Genomic DNA, 24,052 nt, shown 5'->3' on the forward strand with positions numbered 1-24,052 from the left:
TGAAACGAATCATGATTAATACAATGAGCCTTATGGCAAAAGAAACTGCCGAAACACCGGCAGTGATTTCAAGACAACTCAGAGCCAACAGGGATGTTCTGGAAGATCTGTCGAGACAGATCCGTGATAGAAAGTTCCGCTTTATAGCCACCTGTGCTCGGGGTAGTTCTGACCATGCTTGTGCCTTTGCGAAATATGTATTGGAAATTGGTACTGGTATCCCAGTGGTTTCTTTTGCGCCGTCTGTTTCTACACTTTATGGCGGAACCTTAAAGTTACAAGATAGTTTGTTTATTGCTGTATCTCAATCCGGGCGCAGTCCCGATCTGGTGCAGGCGACGCAACAAGCGAAAGATCAGGGCGCTTTTGTTCTTTGTATTTGTAATGATGCGACATCGCCGCTTGTGGCCTTGGGAGATTGTTATCTGCCACTTCACGCCGGACCTGAAAACTCTGTTGCGGCCACGAAAAGCTATATCGCGTCTTTGACGGCTTTGCTTCAACTGAGCGCAATCTGGAACTTTGACAGTGGCTTGTTACCAGCTTTGGAAAAACTCCCCGATCAATTGGACCGGGGTTTATCTGCGGATTGGTCTGAACCCGTTGAACTGTTGGCAGCATCGTCCAATCTCTTCACCGTTGGCCGAGGACCCGGGTTTGGTATTGCTCTGGAATCTGCTCTCAAATTCAAGGAAACATCCTATATTCATGCTGAAGCTTTTAGTGCGGCCGAAGTAAAACATGGGCCAATGTCTCTTGTGGCTGATAACTATCCTGTTCTGCTGTTCAGGCAGCGTGATCAGTCATGGGATTCTGTGGGGGAACTTGCAGAGAATTTCCGTGAAAAGGGCGGAGCTGTTTTTACTGCTCAGGAAGGGAACTTGAGCAAGGGCGTTTTACCCATTGAAACGAATATTCATCCCTTTTGTCAGTTACCTGTGATGATCCAAAGCTTTTATGTCATGGCAGAGAAAATTACTCAGATGCGCAGTCTTGACCCAGATAATCCCCGCCATTTGAAAAAAGTAACGGAGACAGTTTGATGAAAACTGCTTTGACCAATGCACATGTTTTCACCGGGGAAGAGTGGGTGGATGCAGCGACAGTTATTATCAATGGTGTCGCCATTGAGGCTGTCGGGACTTCTATTAAAATTCCTGATGATGTGGATTGTGTCAGAAACTTAAATGGTGCAAGGCTGGTGCCGGGGTTCATTGATGTTCAGGTCAATGGCGGTGGTGGTGTCATGTTTAATCAGGATACATCTTTGACCGGATTGCAATCTATTGCCCAGGCACATAGACGCTATGGTACAACAGGTATGCTTCCGACCTTGATCACTGATGATCGCCCCATTATGGAATCTGCCATTTCTGCACTTCAGCAAGCCGTTGATGGCAATGAGCCCGGTATACTGGGGATTCATTTGGAAGGTCCTTATCTTAATCAGATAAGAAAAGGGGTACATCAAGAAGATAAGATTAGGCCTATGGAAACAGATGCCTTGCATCTTTTGACAGGTCTTAAAGGTGCCAAGACACTGGTTACGCTTGCCCCAGAAAAAAATACATCTGGAATTATTCGACAACTTGTTGAATGTGGTGTCTTGGTTGCTGCAGGACATACCGCAGGCATTTATGATGATTATCAAGCGGCTTTTTCCGAAGGCTTGAGTTGCTTTACACATTTATTTAATGCCATGACCCCGATGGATAGCCGAGAGCCTGGTGCAGTTGGTGCTGCGCTGGATCATGATGACAGTTGGTGCGGGTTAATTGTCGATGGATATCATGTTCATCCTGCTACGTTACGAAATGCGATCAAAGCAAAGAAGCGCGGGAAGATGATGTTGGTTACAGATGCTATGGCCACAGTGGGTAGCGATCAGGATTTTTTTGAACTTTACGGGCAAAAAATCTACAGTCGCGAGGGACGCTGTACAACTGCCGAAGGTGTCTTGGCTGGTGCACATCTGGATATGGCAACAGCGGTTCGCAATACTGTCGAGATGCTAGATCTTTCCCATGACGAAGCTCTGCGTATGGCATCTTTGTATCCGGCTGAATTTCTTGGTTTGGGGAATGAACTCGGACGTATCGAAAAGGGCTATAGGGCATCAATGGTTTTGCTGGATGATGCCGACCTTGTTCTTGATACCTGGGTTGATGGGCGTGACACGGAAATGGATGGCTTGAAAGTTTAGGGGACTCCATAGAGGGAATTTGGTGATGGGTAATAAGCAGAGGGTTCTTGTTGTTGGGTTGGGGAATATGGGGCAGTCCCATGCCAAAGCCTATCACCTTCTTGAAGGCTATGAGATTGTTGGGCTTTGCAGCAGAAGCCTGCACGACAATACACCTTTGCCCATTGAAATCTCCAGCTATGATCGATTTTCAGATTATGACGAAGCGCTTGATCGGCTAAAACCGGATGTTGTTTCGATCAATACCTGGCCAGATACACATGAATCCTATGCCCTAAAGGCTTTTGAGGTCGGTGCACACGTTTTCTTGGAAAAGCCTGTTGCAGATACTGTTGCCGGGGCAGAGAGAGTAATCGAAGCTGCTCGAAAGAAGGGGCTTAAGCTGGTTATTGGTTACATTCTCCGTCATCATCCTTCATGGCAGGAATTTGTTTCTCAAGCCCAAAAATTGGGAAAGCCTCTGGTAATGCGGATGAACCTCAATCAACAAAGCAGTGGTGAAACCTGGCAAGTTCATAAGCAGCTTATGAAAAGTATTTCCCCCATTGTGGATTGCGGTGTTCATTATGTTGATATGATGTGTCTGATGACACAGGCTCATCCAGTTAAAGTGCATGCAATTGGTGTACGTTTAAGTGATGAAATTGACCCTGATATGTATAATTATGGTCAGTTACAGGTTACCTATGATGATGGTTCCGTGGGCTGGTACGAAGCGGGCTGGGGACCAATGATGAGTGAAACGGCATTCTTTGTTAAGGATGTGATTGGCCCCAAAGGATGTGTGTCTATTGTTGCCGAAGATCAGAACCGGGCAGAAGACAAGGCAATGGAATCTGATGATATTGATGCGCATACAAAAACATCGGCATTATTATGTCATTCATCGAAACTGAATAATGATAAGTCGTTCGCACATAAAGACAATTTAATTCGAATGGATGATGAACTTGATCACGATGCCCTCTGTCAAAGAGAGCAGGAGTTCCTGTTAAAAGCCATTATAGACGATTTAGATTTGACATCTCACATGCAGGATGCTGTGAACAGTATGAAAATTGTTTTGGCTGCGGATGAATCGGTTCGAAGTGGTCAAGTTGTACATTTGAAACGCTAAGATGCGTTTTCTGACATAGAAAAACAGGGAGGATCGGCGGTGTCTGAAAAACTTCGCCCGGGTGTTGTTACCGGTAAGGAATATGAGAAACTCGTAAAGGCTTGTAAGGCTGGAAACTATGCACTGCCAGCGGTGAATGTCACCAGCAGCAGTACTGTTAATGCTGTTCTGGAAGCGGCAGCACGCAACAAATCAGATGTGATTATTCAGGTTTCTAATGGTGGCGCTGGCTTTTACGCCGGTGCAGCTTATCCGGATGGTCTTCAGGGCAAAGTGCTTGGCGCAGTTTCCTTGGCGCAGCACGTACACCTTCTTGCCGAAGGATATGGTGTTTGTGTTGTGCTTCACACAGACCATGCCAATCGCGGACTTTTGCCATGGATTGATGGGCTCTTGGCAGAGGGCGCAAAGTTCTGCAAAAAGAATGGGAAACCTCTTTACACTTCACATATGATCGACCTGTCCGAAGAGTCTTTAGAAGATAACGTTGGTACCTGTGCGGACTATTTGAAAAAAATGGCACCGCTTGATATGAGCCTGGAAATCGAACTGGGTGTTACTGGTGGGGAAGAAGACGGTGTTGGATCCGAGCACACTGGTGCGGACAATCCGAAACTCTATACGCAGCCAGAAGACGTGGCCTATGCTTATGAGCAGTTAAACCCGCTTGGTGATTTTTCTGTTGCTGCTTCATTTGGTAACGTTCACGGTGTTTATAAGCCAGGGAATGTTAAACTTCGCCCTGTAATCCTTAAAGATTCTCAAAAATTAATGTCAGAGCGCTATGGCCTGGAAGAAAAATCACTTGATCTTGTCTTCCATGGTGGTTCTGGTTCTTCAGAGTCAGATATTAAAGAAGCTGTATCTTATGGTGTTTTTAAAATGAACGTTGATACAGACCTTCAGTATGCATATTCCGAGCCTGTCGGCGTCTATGTAAATGCAAATCAGAATGCGTTTGTTGCTCAGATTGATCCGGAAACAGGCAAGCCGTTAAAGAGCAAATATGACCCACGTAAATGGGTGCGTCAGGCAGAGCAGGGACTGGGCGCGAAACTGGACGAGATTTTCTCTGTTCTGGGTTCTGTAGGCAAGTCTCTGGCAAACGATTAATAAATTAGGACGGAATGATGAAGGCACTGACACTGGGTGGGGCTACTGTCGATATTATCGCTTCAGTCTCTGACGATGAGATCGAACGTATGACAATGCATAATGCGATCACGAACTTTCTTCTTTTGGAGGAAGGCAAAAAAGTTGATGCAGAAAACATTGAAACTCACACTGGTGGCGGTGCCATCAATGCATCTGTGTCTATGGCTCAATTGGGTATAGATGTTTCTTGTGTTGTCAAATTGGCTGATGACATCGAAGGTCAGATGGTTTTAAAGCGTTTGGAAGAAAAATCTATTGGTAGTCGATGGGTTTTATCAAACGCAGATTTGCCAACTGGCTGCGCTGTAATGGTGTCGTCGCATGTCAGAAACCCGACAATCTTTGTTGCCCGTGGGGCCAATACGTTGCTTACCCTGGATGAAATCAAGCCGGAAATGTTCGAAGGTGTTGGTCTTACATACGTAACGGGCTTGAGCGGTGCATCAGCTGATTGTTTCCCAAAGATTGTAAAGTTAGCGAAGGCTGCTGGTAGCCTTGTTGTTGCCAATCCTGGCATTCGCCAGTTATCTTCGCGAACTCAGTCGTTCTGGAATTCTCTTCAGTATATTGATGTGTTGGTAATGAATGAGGTTGAGGCCGGGCAACTGGTGCCTTTTGTTTCGGCAAAGTCGGAAATTGATGCGACTAATCCTTGCGCCTATTCAGGTGACAAAAATCTCCCTGAATTATTGAAAAAGGGCGTTGGTATTTCCGGTACCATGATGGGGTTACGCGAATTCACCAAAATAATAAGCTGCCTTGGACCGGAACGTTTATTGGTAACTAACGGTAAAGAGGGTGCTTATCTGGGAACCAATAAGCAAATTATCTTTTGTCCGGCACAAAAAGCCAAGGTTATGGGAACAGCGGGGGCCGGAGATTCTTTTGCTTCAACATTTGCTTCCTTCATCGGTCTTGATAAAGGCGAGGAACTGGCACTGAAAGCTGCGTCTGTTAATTCTGCTTCTGTTGTTTCAGTAATGGACACGCAATCCGGCCTGTTGTCTCAAGAACAACTTCTATCTGGTATTGATAAGGCTGATTGGCAGAAATATCAATGCTACAGCCTATAAACACTTAATGTCATGGGTTCTTGTTTTTACAGCAAGTGTTTGTGATTTCCGTCGCAAAAGGGTTTATTGGAACTGTGTTTACATTGACAGAGAAAGTATTTCTTGGTTTTTTCTGCTGTAAATGAGAGTGCTTGAAAGCTGGTTCCTTTGTGACTGCCATCACAAAAGGGTTGTTTTTTTGATCTTCCGCAAGCACACCAGAAATATGTTTTCCCTTTTTCAAGTGTTATTGTTATTGGCGTGGTGTCTGTAATTTCAGGGGTTTCCATTTATATTCTCCTGATTTTTTTCCATAATATCATATTTGACTATTTTTGTTATTATCTAAATATCGTCCATTGGTTTAGTCGTCAGACTAATGAGATACTGATAAAGAGACATTAATGTGCTGTGTGTTTGAGGGAAGAGATGATATTTCCGAACTTTTATGGCCGCCCTTAAAAGGCTTAATAAAACAACATTATATTGGTACGTAATTTTACCAAGATGTGTTTTAAGGCCAAATCTATATTCTTCTTAACAAGACGTTAAGCAAACAAAGGTTTTAATTACTTCTGGTTGATGTTTTGTTTGTTCTATTCTAGTGTCAACCAAACTTTAGGAGAACATCAGGCAGCGACAAGTATTGATTCCTTTTGGTATCTATCTGATTTTGTGTTATTTTCTCTGTGTAAATAATAGGGCTGGGAATGTGATCCCTAGTATTTTAGTGAAAGAACCGATAATCTGTTCATTCTTGTTTGTGATTACATTTTACAATTGAGTGTGAATTGATCTTTATTATTTAGTACCTGGATCTGTTTGTAGTTTGTCTCGTTTTCAATGAATATCTAAACCTTCAAGGGAGAATATCATGCGGGGTTTAAAATTTGCTTTGGTAGCTGGTGTTGCGGCTGTAACTTTATCTGCATGTGCTGATCGTTATCAGATGGCCAGCGATGCAGAGCCAACAGGCTCTTCGTTCACAAGAGAACTTTACAAAGGTTACGTCGGTCTTTCTGGCGATGAAAAGTCTGAAAAAGATTGGACAGATTCTAATCTGTTTGCGGATAAAGCATTGGCCTCTGCTGATGGCAAAGTTGTTGCTCCTGAAGAAGTAGCTAACTGGGATCTGGGTGCAGAGTTTGTCGATGATCTGTCTGCTGCACATGATCGACTGTCTGCTGCGCTAGCAAATGGTGCTGCTGATATTGCACCGACTTCTGCGGCAAGTGCCCAGGTTATGTTCGATTGCTGGATCCAGGAACAGGAAGAAAATATTCAACCTGATCATATCGCGGCTTGTCGTGATGGTTTCCTCGCTGCAATGGCCAAGGTTGATGCTGCCATGGCACCAAAACCAAAAGCACCGGCACCTGCGCCAGCGGCTGCACCTGCGCCTTATGCGATTTATTTTGATTTCGACTCTGATGTCTTGACCGTTGATGCACAGGCAGAAGTTTCTGTGATTGTTGCTGCTGTCAAAAAACACTCACCATCTAAAGTGATTGTTGCAGGCCACACAGATACAGCGGGCTCATCTGAATACAATCAAAATCTGGCGAACAGACGTGCTGCTGCGGTTGTGACTGCGCTCGAAAGCCATGGTGTCTCTGCTTCTATCGTTCAAAGCCAGGGCGTTGGCGAGAATGCTCCTGCGGTTGATACAGGTGATGGTATCTCTGAATACAGAAACCGTCGCGTTATTGTGACGCTTGTGAAGTAATTCACATGTCTGGCTGATCGATGCCAGAATTAAAAGGCGGTACTGGCTTAATGCGAGTACCGCCTTAATTGTTATTCGTCTAAATCCTTCAATAATCGTGTCATTTGCATGATTTTTATCAAATCGTGTAATGGAGACTGAAAATGAAAAAAATATTTTTATCAATCGGCGGCTTGGTTCTTCTAGTCATTGCTGTTCTATTGGTTGCTCCCTTCTTTATCTCTCTTGAGGATTACAAGCCTGAAATTGCGGCAAAAGCGAAAGAGGCGACGGGACGCGATTTGAAAATTGGAGGGAAAATTTCTCTCAGCCTGTTTCCGACTGTTGCTGTTGAAATAAACGATGTGGCTTTGTCGAACTACGAACAGGGGCAAAGTAAAGACATGGTAACTCTTGAGCAGATGGCACTCGAGTTACAGGTTATGCCTTTGTTATCAAGTGAGGTCGTCATTGATCGCTTCGTTCTTGTGAAACCGATAATTAATCTTGAAGTTGATGCAGCGGGCAAGCCAAACTGGGAACTTGAAGGTGCACAAACATCAGTGGATGATACTGCTGCATCTGAAAGCTCTGACGCTTCAGATGGAAGTAACGGTTCCAGTCTTGGCGGGCTGTCTTTGGGGGATGTCCGTATTGAAAATGGGGAACTGCACTTCACGGATCTTTCTTCTGGAACGAAAGAAGATATTGAAGCGTTAAACCTTGAAGTATCGCTGAAAGCACTTAATCAACCCTTGTCTTTGGATGGCCGATTGGACTGGAAGGCAGAAACAATTAATTTGAAGGCGGATGTTGCTAATCTTGAAGGCCTGATGAATGGCGGCAGTACGGCGCTTGAAGCATCTGTCAATTCATCACCAGTGAACTTTAGCTTCAATGGAACTGCACAGCAGGCAAGTGCTTTTGCTCTGGCCGGGGCGCTTGATCTTGATGTTCCATCCGTGAAGGGGCTGACTGATTGGGTTGGTGCACCGATTGAGCGTCAAAACGAAGAAACCTTTGGTCCATTGTCTGTGAAAGGACAGCTTGACCTGAAGGGTCCAGTGATTGCATTCGATGATGTATCTCTCGCATTTGATGCTTTGACTGCTCAAGGTGCTTTGAAGATTGATAGTTCTGGTACTGTACCAAGTATTGTAGCGGCGCTTTCTACTGGTGTTCTCGATATCACGCCATATTTACCACCTGAATCATCTGCTACTGCAGATGCCACTTCTGGAAGTACATCTGGTGGGGCAGCTACGGGACAGAATGCGAGGGCCGATCAAGGTTGGAGCGATGAGCCGATTGATTTCTCTGGATTAAAAGCTGTAAATGCAGACTTAGCTTTGAAGTCGGAAGGTGTAAAGGTTCGCAAAATTACAATTGGAGTCAGTGAACTTGGTATTTTACTTCAAGGCGGAAAATTAACTGCAGATTTGAAACAGCTTGCTTTGTATGACGGACAAGCCCGCGGTAAAGTTATTCTTGATAGTTCAAAAGCAACACCGACAACTGCAATCAATTTTGACCTTTCGGGGGTTCAGGCAGAACCATTGTTGTCTGATAGTGCTGATTTTGAAAAACTTTTGGGAACCCTTAATTCTAAAGCAAGTTTGACAACACAGGGGGTTTCTCAAAAGGCGATGGTCTCAAACCTAAATGGCAACGGCGATTTCATTTTTAAAGATGGTGCTGTTAAGGGGGTAAATATCCCCGGTTTGATCCGTAACGTATCGTTAGATGCATTGCAAAACTCATTTGATGAAGCGCAATCTACTGACTTTGCCGAGCTATCTGGTACCTATACAATTCAGCAAGGTGTTGTAAATAATCAGGATTTGAGCATGATTGCACCTTTGTTCAGGCTTTCTGGCAAAGGAACCGTCCCGATGCCTCCTAAAACCCTGAACTATCGTATCGAACCCAAACTTGTTGGAGATCTTGAAGGCCAGGGTGGTGATACTGGTGCCAAAGGTTTGGCTGTCCCGTTAATGATTACCGGATCCTGGAGCGATCCAAAGATTGCACCTGATTTGGCGGGTGCCTTAACTGATCAGTTGAAAGATCCTTCAGCGCTCATCGAAGGTGTCACGAATGGTGAAGAGGGGCTAAAGCTTCCTCTTGGCGATGGTGATGCAGGTGGCGTTGATGAAGTTATTGAAAAGCCGAAAGAGACTTTGCAAAAACTCTTTGGTAACTAGGATCACACTTAACTTTGCAAGCCAGCTATCTTAAGGGTAGCTGGCTTTTTTATTTTCTGGCTAGGGTGCTTTTCTTTAATGCTGCAAAAAGTTAAAAGTCATAATCTCCTTTGACGAGCTTTTGTATGACTGAATTTAATAAAGCCGAACTTGAATGGCGGGATAGTCTTGTTCCGGTATCTACCAGATATGATGATGTGTATTATTCCCTCGCTAATGGTTTAGAGGAAAGTGCATTTGTTTTTCTGAATGGCGTTGGTGGTAAAGATCTTTGGCAAAACAAGCAGAATGTAATCATCGGGGAAACCGGGTTTGGGACTGGATTAAATTTTTTGGTCACTTGGAACGAGTGGCAAAAAACATTTCGATCAGATCAACATTTAACCTTTGTGTCCGTCGAAGGCTTTCCTCTCGATCGCGGTCAATTACAGAAAGCCTTGGACCCATGGGATAAGCTTGGGAATGTTCGAGAGAAACTGGTTAAGGCTTACCCTGATCTAAGCCCTGGTTTTCATACACTTGAATTTGAGCAAGATAATATTACGCTTATTCTCCTTTTTGGAGATGTAAGGGATGTTCTAACGGAGTTTTCCGGAACAATTGATGCCTGGTTTCTGGACGGTTTCGCCCCCAATAAAAATCCTGATATGTGGAATGCGGAAGTTTACGAACTCTTGGCTGCAAAGTCGAAACCAGGCACAAAGTTAGCCAGCTTTACAGCCGCAGGACATGTCCGGCGAGGGTTAACAGATGCCGGATTTAGGATCGAAAAATGTAAGGGGTATGCGTTTAAGCGTGAGCGTATTACGGGCGTTTTTTCCCCAACTAAGGCCGATGGAGATCAAGAAAGATTTCATCTTGGATCTGTGCCTTGGTTTGATATCCCCAAAGTACCCGGAAAACCCAAAAAGGTGGCAGTTATTGGTGCTGGAATAGTCGGGAATTGTATTGCTTACAGCCTGTCGCGTGCTGGTGTTGATGTTACTTTAATTGACAAGGCATCATCTGTTGCCGAAGGGGCTTCGGGAAACCCGGCTGCAGTATTTGAACCTAAATTAATGCGTAATGGTACTGTGTTGGGGCAGTATCTGGCGTCCTGTTATCTCTTTGCCCTGAAGTTTTACCAAAAGCTGGAAAAACAAACGGGCGAAGAAATCTGGCATCATCAGTGTGGTTCGTTGGACCTTATTGGTGATGACAAAGAGCTGCAGCGCCGTCAGTCTTTTGTTCCTTCTAATGTTCTTCCGCGAGATCATTTTTCTATTGTAAACGCTCAGCGTGCTTCTGAAATTGCGGGCATTGATCTTTCATCGTCGGGGGTATGGTATCCACACGCAGGGTGCCTCAATACGACAAGGCTTGCACAAGCCTTGACTGATAAGGTTGATACTCGGCTTAATTGCGAAGTGAGATCGCTTGAACCCTATGCTGATCAAGGGCACTGTAAATGGAATCTTTCGATTTCAGGAAGCGATAAAGATTTGGAATTTGACAGCGTTGTTCTTGCCAATGCTTTCAATGTCAGGAATTTTACACAGTCTGAAAGCCTGTCTGTGATCATGAACCGGGGACAAGTCAGCACTTGCCCACCTAACAAGGTCAGCACAGATTTAAAAACCATCGTGAATGGTAGTGGGTATATTACCCCCGTGATCAAAGGACAGCACGTCTTTGGTGCCACTTTCGAGAGGCTCTATTGTTATGATGAAGCTGAAAACAAATCTGTTACGGCAGAACGTCATGATCATAATCTGACACTTCTAAGCGAAATTGTTCCCAATATTTCGATGCAGATAGATTCATCTGATTTAGGTGGTCGAACATCAGTCCGGGGAACAACATTTGACCGTCTGCCTTTAGTTGGTCCGATCTATCATGAAGAGCAGTATCGCCATGATTATGCTGGTCTTAAAAATGGTCAGAAAAGCAAGTCTTCCTGGCCACAGGGAGGATATTACGAAAACCTGTTCTGTGCAGTGGGGTTTGGTTCCCGAGGTTTTTTAACGGCACCTCTGATGGCAAACTACCTGATGAAATTAATATGTGGCTGTGACGCCCTGCCAATTCCGACCACGATCAGAGATGCTATACATCCCGCCCGGTTTTTGATGAGGGATCTCAAAAAAGGGTTGTAGCTTATTGCCCAGTTAACTCGAGTATTTCATCGTCCTTCTAACCCTGAAAGGTTCCGCCCAGACTATAGCGATCACCGGGATGGATGAGTTTGGCATAGGTAACCGTTTGTCCTTCAGACCATGTTCGCCGTCTTAATAATAGGCAGGGTGTTGCTTTGGTAATTTGTAGCAGTTCAGCCTGTTTTTCCTCTGGAGCAATGGCAAAGATACTATGTTCTGCATTATCTAACGGAGCGGCTTTCACCAGGTAGTCATAGGGAGTAATTTCACTAAAATCCTGCTTTAGATAATCAGGGGCCGAAGCTGGATTTATGAAACGATCCTCTAACTGGATTGGGATGCCATTTTCTTTGTGAATGATAATAGAATGATAAACAGGTGCATGGAGTTCAATTTCCATAACGCCTGCAATATGAGCTGAAGTCTGTTCCTGAGTGAGTAATAAGACTTCGCTGCTATATTCGCTATTACGGGATCTTACTTCTTCGGCAATACTTTTAATTGAAAGTACAGCAGACTGTGGGCGAGGTTCTGCGACAAAGGTACCTGCGCCTTGAACACGCATCAACCATCCGTCTGTCGTGAGCTCTCGTAAGGCCCTGTGAATAGTCATGCGGGACATATTTTGGCTTTGTGTCAGTTCGTTTTCTGACGGAATTTGAAAACCAGGTTTCCATTCGCCTGATTGAATATGGCCAATAATATGGTCCTTCACCTTTTGGTAAAGAGGCACCTTTTTATCGAAGCTCCCAGCGTCCATTATAAATCCCCACGCGCCTAAGGCGTTTTAATCGTTTCTTGTTATTATTTGTAATGAATTAATAGATGCATGGTTTTACAGTGTATTTCCAGTAGAAACTTACAAATCACCTGAAAATACACTGTAATTGTGTCAATCAGCCTCTATAACGAGCTTCTTTAATAGAAAACTCAAATTATTAGAAAGCATATGCCAGATTGATCGTTTACTTGAAACTCGGCAGAAAGTCGGGGGCGGAAATCGAATTGAAAGTTCCTTTCCATACCAGATCTTCTGCAGCTTCCAGATCGTCGGCAAAGTAACGATCCTGTTCGAAGAATGTTACGTCTTTGCGCAGCCTTTCCATTACAGTTTCAAGGGTTGGTGATGTTTTCAATGGCTTGAGGAAATCAATACCCTGGGCTGCAGATAAAAGTTCCACAGCCAAAACACCGGCTGTATTTTTTGCCATATCAGATAAGCGTCTTGCGGCAAAAGTTGCCATGGAAACATGATCTTCCTGATTGGCAGATGTAGGCAAACTATCAACACAGGCAGGATGGGCAAGGGATTTATTCTCTGATGCCAAGGCCGCAGCGGTAACCTGTGCAATCATAAAGCCAGAGTTAAGACCACTTCCGGCAACAAGGAAGGGAGGGAGACCAGACATTGAACTGTCCATCAAGAGAGCAATACGTCGTTCTGACAGGGCACCCATTTCTGAAATGGCAAGGGCGAGGACGTCAGATGCCATGGCTACGGGCTCGGCATGGAAGTTACCACCTGAAAGAATGTCACCCTCTTTTGTGAAAACCAGCGGGTTATCAGACACAGCATTGGCTTCACGTTCGAAGATACTTGCTGCAAAACGCATGTGATCCAGACAGGCACCAAGAACTTGAGGTTGGCAGCGAAGAGAGTAGGGGTCCTGAACTTTTGAGCAGTCTGTGTGGCTTTCATTGATTGGACTGCCATCGAGAACTGTTCTGAAAACGGATGCAATATCAGCTTGCCCGATTTGGCCACGGGCTTCTTGAATGCGCGGGTCAAAAGGAACATGTGAACCTTTGGCAGCTTCAACACTCATGGCGCCAACAAGTGTGCTGGCATTCATAAGGTTTTCAGCTCTGAACAGTCCAACAAGTGCCAAGGCTGTTGAAACCTGAGTTCCGTTTAGAAGGGCGAGGCCTTCTTTCGGGCCGAGAACCATTGGTTTTAATCCAATGCGCTCCAACCCTTCCTTGGCAGGCATTATTTCGCCGTTATAACGGGCTTTTCCTGCTCCGATTATAAGGGCTGACATGTGGGCGAGGGGAGCCAGATCACCAGAGGCCCCGACGGACCCTTTTGACGGGATGCAAGGGTAAAGGCCCTCGTTGTAGAAGGTGATCAAGTAATCAAGAACTTCCTGTCTGATACCTGAGAAACCTTGAGCTAATGACGTAACCTTAAGTGCTAGAATAAGGCGAACAACTTCATCATCAAGCAAGGGACCCATACCTGTCGCGTGGGACAGCACAAGATTGCTTTGTAATTCTTCCAGTTGTTCGTCATCAATACGTGTCGAGGCAAGGCGTCCGAAACCGGTATTAATGCCATAAACGGTTCTGCCGTCTCTAAGTACATCACGAACTGTTTCTGTCGACGCTGCAATTTGTGCTTTGCAAGCAGGGTCCAGTTCAATTTTCACATCATCAAATGTAAGGGCGCGTAAAGTAGTAAGTGTTAATTGACGAGGTGTCAGCACTAGCGATTTCATTTATCTGACTCCATAGGAAGGTCGAGATTGTTATCTCGAGCACATTTTTTAGCAATTTCGTATCCGGCATCTGCATGACGCATAACACCTGTTGCGGGATCATTCCAGAGAACACGCCCTAATCGTTTGTCAGCAGCTTCTGTGCCATCGGCACAGATGACTACGCCAGAATGTTGTGAGAAGCCTATACCGACACCCCCACCGTGATGAAGAGATACCCAGGTAGCACCACCGGCTGTGTTCAAGAGCGCATTAAGCAATGGCCAGTCAGAAACAGCGTCAGAACCGTCCATCATGCTTTCTGTTTCTCTGTTCGGGCTGGCAACTGATCCTGAATCCAGATGATCACGGCCAATTACAACTGGTGCTTTAAGTTCGCCATTGCGAACCATTTCGTTAAAGGCAAGGCCCAGTTTATGGCGTTGTCCCAATCCAACCCAGCAAATACGGGATGGCAGGCCTTGGAAATGAATGCGTTCACGCGCCATGTCCAGCCAGTTGTGCAGATGCGGATCATCCGGAATAAGTTCTTTGACTTTCTGATCCGTTTTATAAATATCCTCTGGATCACCGGAAAGCGCAGCCCAACGGAAGGGTCCTATACCCCGACAAAAGAGAGGACGGATATAGGCAGGGACAAAACCCGGAAAATCAAATGCGTTCTCAACGCCTTCTTCTAGCGCCATCTGGCGAATGTTGTTGCCGTAGTCGACTGTGGGGATGCCCTGTGCGTGGAAATCAAGCATAGCTTGGACCTGAACAGCCATGGATTTCTTTGCCGCAGTCGTGGTTCCTTTGGGATCCTTCTGAGATCGTTCGACATATTCGCCCCAAGTCCAACCCTGTGGAAGATAACCATTCAGGGGGTCGTGTGCGGATGTTTGATCCGTTACAATGTCCGGGCGAACACCACGTTTGACAAGTTCTGGGAAAACATCAGCGGCATTGCCAAGTAAACCAACAGAGATTGCTTTTTTATTCGCTACAGCGTCATTAATAATGTTGAGTGCTTCATCCAGATCATTGCATTTTTTATCCAGATAACCTGTGCGGATACGCATATCAATGCGATCTTCTTGACATTCAACAGCCAACATAGAAGCGCCAGCCATTGTAGCGGAAAGTGGTTGTGCGCCGCCCATGCCACCAAGACCGCCAGTGAGGACCCAGCGACCGGAAAGATCGCCGTTATAGTGTTGGCGTCCAGCTTCGACAAAGGTTTCGTAAGTGCCTTGAACGATACCCTGACTGCCGATGTAGATCCATGACCCTGCAGTCATCTGGCCGTACATCATCAGGCCGGCTTTATCCAGTTTGTTAAAGTGATCCCAGTTTGCCCAGTTTGGAACCAGATTGGAGTTGGCAATAAGAACACGCGGAGCATCTGAGTGCGTTGGGAAAATACCAACGGGTTTACCAGATTGAACGAGAAGCGTTTGGTCGTCTTTGAGCTTTTTCAAACTCTCAACGATTTTGTCGTAACACTCCCAGTTTCTGGCTGCGCGTCCAATCCCGCCATAAACAACCAATTCTTCCGGATGTTCGGCAACATCTGGGTCAAGGTTGTTCATCAACATTCTAAGCGGGGCTTCGCTAAGCCAGCTTTCGCATGAAAGTTCCGGGCCGTGTGGGGCACGGATTGTGCGTGTGTTCTTTTTCATTTTTCCAACTTTCCAATTCAGGAATATGTATATACAAAATAACTTGTCTATACATCTTGTCAATATCCTGAATATGACATCTGCTGTTTTTCCTTTTCTGTTTTGGATATAAGGTGAAAAGCTATTGAGAATATGTGTGTTTTGTATGTGGAGTTATTGGTGAGCATTATCCCCGATCAAAGAGAACAGCAGAGAATCGCTTTTATAAATAATGCAGGTTGGGAAGGTGCTGCTGTTGAGGCTTTGCCTGTTGATGCTTCTGCACGATGTTATTTCAGATTAAACAAAGAGGGCAAAACGAAGATTGTCATGGATGCACCGCCGGGTATTGCTGAACCTGTTGCGGTGTTCGCTAAGGTTGGGCGACATTTATTATCTTGTGGTGTTTCGACACCGGTTATCCATCACGAAGACATTGAAAGGGGCTTTTTATTGCTGGAAGATTTTGGCGATAATACTTACGCGAAACTTTTGAATGCGGGGTGGGATGAAGAAAAGCTCTATGAGCTTGCTGTTGATGTGTTGGTTACAATGCATTCATCTGAAAAACTGGCTCAAATTGATATGCCGCCCTATGACCTGGCCTTTTTGATCAAAGAAGCGCTTATTATGGCGGATTGGTATGTGCCGAGCATAACGGGAACAGCGTTACTTGCTGAGGTGCGACAAGCTTATGTATCTGCCTGGTGTCAGGTTTTTAAGCCCCTTCCAGAGTTACCTATCACGTTGGTTTTGCGTGATTTTCATATTGATAATCTTATGATTCTGGATGGGCGCGAGGGTGTTGCATCATGCGGTCTTTTGGATTTCCAGACGGCTGTGCTTGGGGCTGCGCCTTATGATCTGATGTCGCTGGTGGAAGATGCCCGCCGTGATATTGACGATGGCTTGAGGGTAAGAATGATCAATCGTTATCTCAAGACAATGGGAATAGTCAGAGAAAGCGACGAGGGGCGGACGTTTATGTCGTGGTATTATGCGCTTTCTGCTCAGCGCCATGCCAAGGTACTCGGGTTATTTACTCGTCTCTATTCGCGAGATCAAAAGGATGCTTATTTAAAACATGTAAAGCGTGTTAGCAGCTTGATGAATATCTCATTACAAAATGATATTTTAAAACCTGTAAAGAGTTGGTTTGACACATACTTCCCTGATTATGTGATTGAGTTAGAGTCTCAAACTATTGATCAAGAAAAGGTTCTGAGGTCAGCTACTTTAACGGAAGGTTATTCTGTCTCGCTCTCTTGATTGTGTCTGGAGAGAACTCTGGGAGAAATACTTTTAGTAAGTCAACGTGTGACTGTTGAATGGATGTAAGGGAAATAGCCATGCCATCAATTATTTCTACCCAGTCTCATGTCTGCTATGGGCATGTTGGGAATTCTGCAGCGGTATTCCCTATGCAAAAGCTTGGGATCTCTGTTCATTCTGTTCCAACGACAATTCTATCTAACCATCCTGCACATCCTAGTTTTTATGGACAGGCTATAAAGAGTGAGCTTTTGCAAGATCTGTTTTTGGGGCTGGAAGAACGCGGAGCTTTTCATGGAAGTGCAGGATTTCAGAGCGGCTACCTTGCAACGCTAGACAATGGATATGTTATTGAGCAAGCCGTAAAGCGTTTTAAAGTATGTAACCCGCAAGGAATATATTGTCTCGACCCTGTAATGGGGGATGTCGGGAAAGGTTTTTTTGTTCAAGCGGGAATACCAGAGCTAATTACGCAGAAATTGTTGCCTCTGGCCGATATAATAACACCCAACAAATTTGAGTTTGATAACCTTACAGCGACGAGTTGTCAAAACCATAGTGATATGGTTGCCGTTGCCCGGAAATTCATGGATAACTTTAATTTACGGTGTGTAGTGATTACTTCTGCAGACTCTGGGCACGAAGAAACCACACATACGTTGGTGGTTCGTCCTGATGATGCAACGTTGTACTCCACGCCATTTTTACAAAATGGGCCTTCGGGTACCGGTGATCTTTTTACGGGAATGTTCATTGCCAGAATACTCCTGGGGCAGGATGAGATGGCTGCGGTCAACTTATCTTTGAATGCCGTATATTCCATAATCAAGCATACAGTGATGTCTGATTTAAAGGAGCTGGATATAATCACACATCAAAAATGTATTATCGATTCAAAGCAAGTAACTACATATAAAAAAGTGTAAATATAAAATTATTTTCCCCGGCGTGATTTCTGTATCTTCTAGAGAGAAGGGTGAAAAACCCATTTCTATGTATGGTGAAAATATATCTTTTTGAAGGTTTTGTGTCACTCAAAATGTTGATTTTACTTGTAAATATTATTTTTGTTTGAAGTGAGTATTTTGTTTTACAATGAATTTATATAGTTGAAATTATATTTTACTAAATTTAAGTGTTTAATTTTAAAAAATTTCATTTTTACTTGTAATTTTTTCAAAACATGTCATCTATTCACTGTGAGTTAATGTAATTGAGAAAATAATTTCTCGTAATTATGTGTAAAATAGGTGTGAGGGTGTCATGGATCACTTTCCGATTTTCCTGTCTCTTAGGGGACAGAAAGTTGTTTTGGTTGGCGGCGGCGACTTAGCTGCCAGGAAACTGCGTTTGCTTCGTAAAGCTGATGCTGCAGTAACTGTGATCGCACCTTCGCTCTGTAGTGAAATTGAAGAGTTGGCTGCAAGTGCAGAGGTTGACCACCTTGGACGTAAGTTCCTGAACGAAGATGTAAATGGTGCAAGCCTTGTGTTTGCGGCAACTGATATTGAAGAGATTGATGCTGCAGTTGCGAAAGCTGCGCGAGCACAGGGGATTAAGGTTAATGCTGTTGATCGCCCTGAGTTATCAGACTTCATTATGCCTGCAATTGTTGATCGTTCTCCGATTGTTATCGGTATTTCCAGCGGCGGTTCTGCACCAATTCTTGCCCGTAATCTTCGCGAGAAAATTGAAGGAATGTTACCCCCGGCGCTTGGACGTCTTGCCTCGTTTGCAGATAGTTTTCGCGGGGCAGTGAAGGGTACCATATCCAGTGGTAATGAGCGCAGAAAGTTTTGGGAAAATTTCTTTGATGGCCCTATTGCTGAATCTGTTTTGTCTGGACGTGAGGTTTCTGCCCGCGAGAGTATGCTCAGCCTGATTAATCGGAACTGGAAACAGGAAAATGCCAATGGCCATGTTGCCATCGTTGGTGCAGGCCCCGGTGATCCGGATCTTCTGACCTTTCGCGCGATGAGGTTTATGCAGCAAGCTGATGTGGTTGTATATGACAGATTAATCAGTGATGAAATTCTGGATTATGTGCGCCGCGATGCAGATCGTATTTATGTGGGTAAAGCACCAGGGCACCACAGTCATACTCAAGACGAGATTAATGGCATTCTTGTTCGCGAAGCACGTAAAGGACTACGCGTTGTTCGTCTGAAAGGCGGCGACCCGTTTGTATTTGGTCGTGGAGGGGAAGAAATGGATGTGCTGCAATCTGCCGGGATTGAAGTTGATGTTGTCCCGGGTATTACTGCTGCGGTGGGGTGTGCTGCGGCATCTGGCATCCCCTTAACGCATCGCGAACATGCATCAATGGTTACGTTTGTTACTGGGCAGACTGGCGATGATATGACAGCTGCTGATTGGTCAGGGTTAATCAACAGCCGCCAAACGCTGGTTTTTTACATGGGGCTTAAAAATGCCGGTCAAATTTCTGATCGATTGATCAAGCATGGACAGGATCCGAAGACACCAATCGCGATTATCGAGAATGGTACGCGTATTGATCAAAGGGTTCTTCCCGGGCAGCTTTTTGATGCGGCTGAAATGGTTAAGCGGCATGAGGTTACAGGCCCTTCACTGATCGTTGTGGGATCAGTCGCGGCCTATGCCGATAGATCGGATATACAGAAGATTACGACTGCTGCATTGGAAAATAAAAATACGGCTTCCTTTTTGAATGAAGTCGCCGTTGCCGGTCTATAAACGGCACGTTTTGGAGAGAGTAAAGAAAATGTCATTGCAAATTATGACTGCGAACAGACTGCTGGGTGGTGGTGTTGTCTATTTGGGTGAAAATCAAGAATGGACAGATCATTTTACATCAGCAAAGGCCGTCGAAGATAAGGATGGCGCAGCAGCGTTATTGGTTGAGGCAGAAAAGGCCGAAGCAAATCAGATAATTGTTGGTCCCTACCTGATTAAAGTTGAGCGTAATGAAGCTGGTCTTCAGCCGCTTTCAGTTAAGGAAGGTATCCGGGCGAAAGGCCCAACCGTTGAGTATGGTCATGGCAGTAAGGCCAACTCTCACGGACAAGCGAAGGAATAACGACATGTACCGCTATGACGAATTTGATTATGACTTTGTTCAACAGCGTGTTGCACAGTTTGGGGATCAGGTCGAGCGCCGTATTGAAGGTGATTTGACCGAAGATCAATTCAAGCCATTGCGTTTGATGAACGGTCTTTATCTGCAACTGCATGCCTATATGCTTCGTGTTGCTATTCCTTATGGAACCTTTAACTCAGTGCAGATGCGTAAACTGGCCCATATTGCCCGCAAGTATGATCGGGGTTATGGTCACTTTACGACGCGTCAAAACATTCAATATAACTGGCCCGTGCTTAAGGATGTTCCAACCATCCTCAAGGAACTTGCCGAAGTAGAGATGCATGCGATTCAGACCAGTGGTAACTGCATAAGAAACACCACATCTGATCAATACGCAGGTGCAGCAGCAGACGAGATCGAAGATCCGCGTGTATACTGTGAAATCATTCGTCAGTGGTCTTCATTACACCCGGAATTTACCTTCTTGCCTCGCAAATTCAAGGTTGCTGTGACGGGCGCAACAACCGACCGTGCTGCAATCCGTGTTCACGACATCGGCTTGGCGATTGTTAAGAATGATGATGGTGATGTTGGTTTTGAAGTCCATGTTGGTGGTGGTCAGGGACGGACACCAATGATCGGTAAGGTCGTTCGAGAATTCCTGCCGAAAGAGCACCTGTTATCTTATCTTGAGGCAATTTTGCGTGTGTATAACCAGATTGGTCGTCGTGATAACAAATACAAAGCCCGTATCAAAATACTCGTGCATGAAACAGGTATTGATGAAATCCGTCGTCTGGTCGAAGAAGAATGGAACCGGATTAAAGATACGGCGTTGAATCTGCCTTTGGAAGAAGTTGATCGTATTAACAATTACTTTGCACCACCAACCTTTGAAACGCTTGATGCGACATCTCGTTCGTTTGAAGTCAAACGCTTTGAGGATCGCAGCTTTGCAACCTGGGTGCGTGCCAATGTTGTTGCGCATAAAAAGCTTGGCTATGCCATCGCGAATATCTCTTTGAAGCCAGAAGGCGAAGCGCCGGGTGATATCACTGATGATCAGATGGAAGTTGTTGCAGATCTGGCCGAGAAGTACAGCTTTGATGAAATTCGGGCGACACATGAACAAAATCTTGTTTTGCCACATGTGAAGCTTGATGACCTGTATGATGTTTTCCTTGGCTTGCAAGAAGCAGGCTTGGCAACAGGTAATCTGGGGTTGATTTCCGATATGATCGTCTGCCCGGGACTGGATTATTGTGCCCTTGCAAATGCGCGTTCAATTCCGGTTGCTCAGGCCATTAGCAAACGTTTTGCCGATATCGAACGCCAATACGATATCGGTGAGCTGAAGCTAAAGATTTCCGGATGTATCAATGCCTGTGGCCATCACCACGTGGGACACATTGGTATTCTGGGCGTTGATCGTAAGGGTGAAGAATACTACCAGATTACTTTGGGTGGAAATGCTAACGAAAACGCTGCGATAGGCAAGATTATCGGGCCATCATTTGCCTATGATAAAATTGTCGATGCTGTGGAAACTGTGGTGAACACCTATCTCGAAATCCGCGACAGTGCCGAGGAAAGCTTCCTTGATGCTTATAACCGGGTTGGCATGTCTCCGTTCAAGGAAAGACTTTATGCTTAAGGCATCGACCTTGTTACCAAAAGAAGGAAGCGCACGAGAGCGTCTTGAAACGACTAAATCCCGTGCAGCAGAATTGCTGGACAGTGTTCGGAATTTGTCGACCCATGATGCTCTTGTCCGCCTGATTGAAGGTGAATTTAAAGGCCGTGTTGCACTTGTCTCTTCTTTTGGGACAGAGTCAGCCATCCTTTTGCATCTGGTTGCTCAGGTTAATCCGGATACGCCTGTTATCTTTATGGACACAGGAAAGTTATTTGGAGAAACCCACCGCTATCGGCGTCAGTTGACAGAGTTCTTGGGGTTAACTGATGTGCGTCAGATCTTGCCCGAAGAAGCAAAGGTTTCTGAAAAAGATCCCAAAGGTATTCTTTGGAACCAGGATACTGATATGTGCTGCTGGGTGCGTAAGGTTGAACCAATGAACCGTGCGCTTGATGATCTTGATGCTTGGATTTCTGGACGTAAGAGGTTTCAGTCTGTTACGCGCGCTAAATTAGAGCTTGTTGAAGCAGAAGGATCCCGGATCAAAATCAATCCGCTTGCCTATTGGGAGCGCGAGGAGATTACGGCCTATTTCAATAAACATAACTTGCCGCGTCATCCCTTAGAAGCTGATGGGTATCCCTCTGTTGGATGTATGCCTTGTACAGACCGGGTTGAACCGGGTGAAGATCCACGCAGCGGGCGCTGGAAAAATCAGGATAAAACGGAATGCGGTATTCACTTCCTTGATACAGGCGCTACAAGAAATAAAACGGCATAAGTCTAGTGGCTTTTGTTGAATGAAATTTAACCCTAGCTGAAGCTGGAACACGTTCTAAATCAGGACGTACTGGCTAGGCAGATTAAAGAGAAAAGAGAAGTAAAATGCCGCTCATAAAAGATGGACGTCAGATTGCTGATAAATGGATCAAGCTGGATGATGAAGCCGAGGTTCCTGCCGGGGCCTCTGTTATTGTATCGCTTGATCGCTGGAAGAATGAAAAAGAGACTTTGATTGACCTTGGTTTGGAACTCGGCGTTTTGCTCGAAAGTAATGAATCTCCTGAGTTAATCGAAGATGATTTAAACAAACTCTCTTTGGTTGCCTTGAATTTTCCGGCATTTGGTGATGGCAGAGCCTATTCCTATGCTCGTATTCTGAAAGAACGCTATGGGTTTGAGGGGGAAGTCAGAGCTGTTGGGGATGTTTTATATGATCAAATTCAGCTTATGCAGCGTTGTGGCTTTGATACTCTTGACATCGAAAGTGAAGCGACTCTTCGTTCTTTGAACAGAAATAAATCTGCGGATGTGAATGTATTCTACCAGCCCACAGGCGATGGAGAAGCAACGGCATCTTCTTTGCGTAAACGTTTGATTGAAAGCCATAATGAGCTTGGCTATAACAAAGCGTCTTAATTTTATTTGTCAGCCATTTTAATTGTCGGCTGATCACTGGAGTACGTTATGACTTATGTCGTTGCGGATAATTGTATTAAATGCAAGTACATGGATTGTGTTGAAGTTTGCCCTGTAGATTGTTTCTACGAAGGGGAAAACACGCTTGTTATTCATCCGGATGAATGTATTGATTGTGGTGTTTGCGAACCGGAATGTCCTGCGGAAGCGATCTTGCCTGACACAGATCCGGAAGCTGAAAAGTGGTTGGAGATGAACACTAAGTATGCTGAGATCTGGCCAAATATTACAGAGCAGGGGCAACCACCTGCTGATGCTGATGAATTCAATGGAGTTCCCGGGAAATATGAAAAGTTTTTCAGTCCTAACCCCGGTGGGCAGGAAGCAGAGAAAAAAGCTGGCTAAGGGTAGCAGTGATACTTTTGAAAGGACATCCCCATTCGGGTGTCCTTTTTTTATTTCTGCTAAAGGATAAACAGGGGATGAAATAAAGCATTATCGTTTCCTTTACCATTCTGGGATATCAAAGAGAAGATAGCCGTACGAACTGTGTGGTTTCCCTGTCATGTTGAGGCCACGGAACTGTTGATATGCCAAGTACTGTAAAGACAATTTCTATTCCCCTGATTCTGGCGGGAACACTATGGGCGGGACCCGTTTTTGCTGAATGTGTAAAGCCGAACTATGATCCACCTAAGTGTACAAACCAATACATAGAAATTCAGTTTTTAGATGCTAAAGATTTCGAGAGCTGTAAGAAGGAAGTGACCTACTTTCTTGAGAATTTGGATATTTGGTCAAAATGTATCGCTGATGAAGCGCGTTTAAAAGGTGATCAGGCTATTAAGCTGTTTAATTGCAAAGTAAATGGAACCGTTAATTGCCTAGAGACTTCCGGTTAGGGTCGTCGCATGGTTCTTTTCTTGTCTAAATTCTAGATATCCCAGAGTTAGTA

At 44.9% G+C, this 24,052-nt stretch carries 21 protein-coding genes; 17 read left to right on the forward strand and 4 right to left on the reverse strand.

The annotated features are described in order from the left end of the window. Window positions 1–11 precede the first annotated feature (11 nt). Genes D9A03_RS04185 through D9A03_RS04205 form a run of 5 tightly spaced genes read left to right on the forward strand, consistent with a single transcriptional unit; the run spans window position 12 to window position 5,548 of the window. On the forward strand, window positions 12–1,043 hold the full coding sequence (locus D9A03_RS04185) for an SIS domain-containing protein (protein ID WP_120495968.1): 1,032 nt from the start codon (window positions 12–14) through the stop codon (window positions 1,041–1,043). Further along, window positions 1,043–2,203: an N-acetylglucosamine-6-phosphate deacetylase gene (gene nagA / locus D9A03_RS04190; protein ID WP_120495969.1), complete on the forward strand. Its 1,161-nt coding sequence runs from the start codon at window positions 1,043–1,045 to the stop codon at window positions 2,201–2,203. Before D9A03_RS04185 ends, nagA begins: the two co-directional genes overlap by 1 nt. 25 nt (window positions 2,204–2,228) lie before the next feature. Then, window positions 2,229–3,320 (forward strand): Gfo/Idh/MocA family protein, encoded by a 1,092-nt coding sequence (locus tag D9A03_RS04195; protein ID WP_120495970.1) that lies wholly within the window; start codon window positions 2,229–2,231, stop codon window positions 3,318–3,320. Between the two features lie 39 nt (window positions 3,321–3,359). Continuing rightward, window positions 3,360–4,433 (forward strand): class II fructose-bisphosphate aldolase, encoded by a 1,074-nt coding sequence (fbaA, locus tag D9A03_RS04200; protein WP_120495971.1) that lies wholly within the window; start codon window positions 3,360–3,362, stop codon window positions 4,431–4,433. Between the two features lie 17 nt (window positions 4,434–4,450). Continuing rightward, entirely contained in the window at window positions 4,451–5,548 is a 1,098-nt protein-coding gene (locus D9A03_RS04205) for a carbohydrate kinase family protein (RefSeq protein ID WP_162937966.1), read from the forward strand. 26 nt (window positions 5,549–5,574) lie between these two features. Here D9A03_RS04205 and D9A03_RS04210 read toward each other — a convergent pair whose 3' ends face one another. Then, window positions 5,575–5,817 (reverse strand): CDGSH iron-sulfur domain-containing protein, encoded by a 243-nt coding sequence (locus D9A03_RS04210; protein WP_120495973.1) that lies wholly within the window; start codon window positions 5,815–5,817, stop codon window positions 5,575–5,577. 584 nt (window positions 5,818–6,401) lie between these two features. On the opposite strand from D9A03_RS04210, the gene D9A03_RS04215 reads away from it, so the two are divergent. From D9A03_RS04215 to mnmC, 3 genes are all read left to right on the forward strand, one after another. After that, window positions 6,402–7,253 carry an OmpA family protein gene (locus D9A03_RS04215; protein WP_120495974.1) on the forward strand — a complete coding sequence of 284 codons (852 nt, stop codon included), beginning with the start codon at window positions 6,402–6,404 and terminating at the stop codon, window positions 7,251–7,253. A 143-nt stretch (window positions 7,254–7,396) separates the two neighbouring features. After that, window positions 7,397–9,436 (forward strand): AsmA family protein, encoded by a 2,040-nt coding sequence (locus tag D9A03_RS04220; RefSeq protein WP_120495975.1) that lies wholly within the window; start codon window positions 7,397–7,399, stop codon window positions 9,434–9,436. A gap of 125 nt (window positions 9,437–9,561) precedes the next feature. Beyond that, entirely contained in the window at window positions 9,562–11,571 is a 2,010-nt protein-coding gene (mnmC, locus tag D9A03_RS04225) for a bifunctional tRNA (5-methylaminomethyl-2-thiouridine)(34)-methyltransferase MnmD/FAD-dependent 5-carboxymethylaminomethyl-2-thiouridine(34) oxidoreductase MnmC (RefSeq protein WP_120495976.1), read from the forward strand. A 37-nt stretch (window positions 11,572–11,608) separates the two neighbouring features. Here the strand turns inward: mnmC and hutC are convergent, their stop codons facing one another. From hutC to hutU, 3 genes are all read right to left on the reverse strand, one after another. Next, the gene (gene hutC / locus D9A03_RS04230; RefSeq protein ID WP_120495977.1) at window positions 11,609–12,331 is read right to left on the reverse strand and encodes a histidine utilization repressor; all 723 of its coding nucleotides are present in this window, start codon (window positions 12,329–12,331) and stop codon (window positions 11,609–11,611) included. A 205-nt stretch (window positions 12,332–12,536) separates the two neighbouring features. Next, window positions 12,537–14,069 carry a histidine ammonia-lyase gene (hutH, locus tag D9A03_RS04235; protein WP_120495978.1) on the reverse strand — a complete coding sequence of 511 codons (1,533 nt, stop codon included), beginning with the start codon at window positions 14,067–14,069 and terminating at the stop codon, window positions 12,537–12,539. Continuing rightward, window positions 14,066–15,730, reverse strand: coding sequence for a urocanate hydratase (gene hutU, locus D9A03_RS04240; RefSeq protein ID WP_120495979.1), 1,665 nt, complete (start codon window positions 15,728–15,730; stop codon window positions 14,066–14,068). The genes hutH and hutU overlap by 4 nt, the downstream gene beginning before the upstream one ends. Before the next feature lie 159 nt (window positions 15,731–15,889). On the opposite strand from hutU, the gene D9A03_RS04245 reads away from it, so the two are divergent. The 9 genes from D9A03_RS04245 (at window position 15,890) to D9A03_RS04285 (ending at window position 23,999) form a co-directional block, all read left to right on the forward strand. Next, window positions 15,890–16,978, forward strand: coding sequence for an aminoglycoside phosphotransferase family protein (locus D9A03_RS04245; RefSeq protein WP_162937967.1), 1,089 nt, complete (start codon window positions 15,890–15,892; stop codon window positions 16,976–16,978). 80 nt (window positions 16,979–17,058) lie between these two features. Beyond that, window positions 17,059–17,907 carry a pyridoxal kinase gene (gene pdxY, locus D9A03_RS04250; RefSeq protein ID WP_162937968.1) on the forward strand — a complete coding sequence of 283 codons (849 nt, stop codon included), beginning with the start codon at window positions 17,059–17,061 and terminating at the stop codon, window positions 17,905–17,907. A 337-nt stretch (window positions 17,908–18,244) separates the two neighbouring features. Continuing rightward, window positions 18,245–19,696, forward strand: coding sequence for a siroheme synthase CysG (cysG, locus tag D9A03_RS04255; protein ID WP_120495982.1), 1,452 nt, complete (start codon window positions 18,245–18,247; stop codon window positions 19,694–19,696). Between the two features lie 28 nt (window positions 19,697–19,724). Further along, window positions 19,725–20,039, forward strand: a complete 315-nt coding sequence (locus tag D9A03_RS04260; protein WP_162937969.1) for a DUF2849 domain-containing protein — start codon at window positions 19,725–19,727, stop codon at window positions 20,037–20,039. A 4-nt stretch (window positions 20,040–20,043) separates the two neighbouring features. After that, window positions 20,044–21,696: a nitrite/sulfite reductase gene (locus D9A03_RS04265; protein WP_120495984.1), complete on the forward strand. Its 1,653-nt coding sequence runs from the start codon at window positions 20,044–20,046 to the stop codon at window positions 21,694–21,696. Then, window positions 21,689–22,459 (forward strand): phosphoadenylyl-sulfate reductase, encoded by a 771-nt coding sequence (locus D9A03_RS04270; protein ID WP_120495985.1) that lies wholly within the window; start codon window positions 21,689–21,691, stop codon window positions 22,457–22,459. The genes D9A03_RS04265 and D9A03_RS04270 overlap by 8 nt, the downstream gene beginning before the upstream one ends. 104 nt (window positions 22,460–22,563) lie before the next feature. Next, window positions 22,564–23,097, forward strand: coding sequence for a DUF934 domain-containing protein (locus tag D9A03_RS04275; protein ID WP_120495986.1), 534 nt, complete (start codon window positions 22,564–22,566; stop codon window positions 23,095–23,097). A 48-nt stretch (window positions 23,098–23,145) separates the two neighbouring features. Further along, window positions 23,146–23,502: a ferredoxin FdxA gene (gene fdxA, locus D9A03_RS04280; RefSeq protein WP_120495987.1), complete on the forward strand. Its 357-nt coding sequence runs from the start codon at window positions 23,146–23,148 to the stop codon at window positions 23,500–23,502. Window positions 23,503–23,687: 185 nt separating this feature from the next. Beyond that, window positions 23,688–23,999 carry a hypothetical protein gene (locus D9A03_RS04285; RefSeq protein WP_120495988.1) on the forward strand — a complete coding sequence of 104 codons (312 nt, stop codon included), beginning with the start codon at window positions 23,688–23,690 and terminating at the stop codon, window positions 23,997–23,999. The last annotated feature ends 53 nt before the right edge of the window (window positions 24,000–24,052 follow it).

This window comes from Kiloniella sp. EL199 (assembly GCF_900313065.1).
Lineage (GTDB): Bacteria > Pseudomonadota > Alphaproteobacteria > Kiloniellales > Kiloniellaceae > Kiloniella.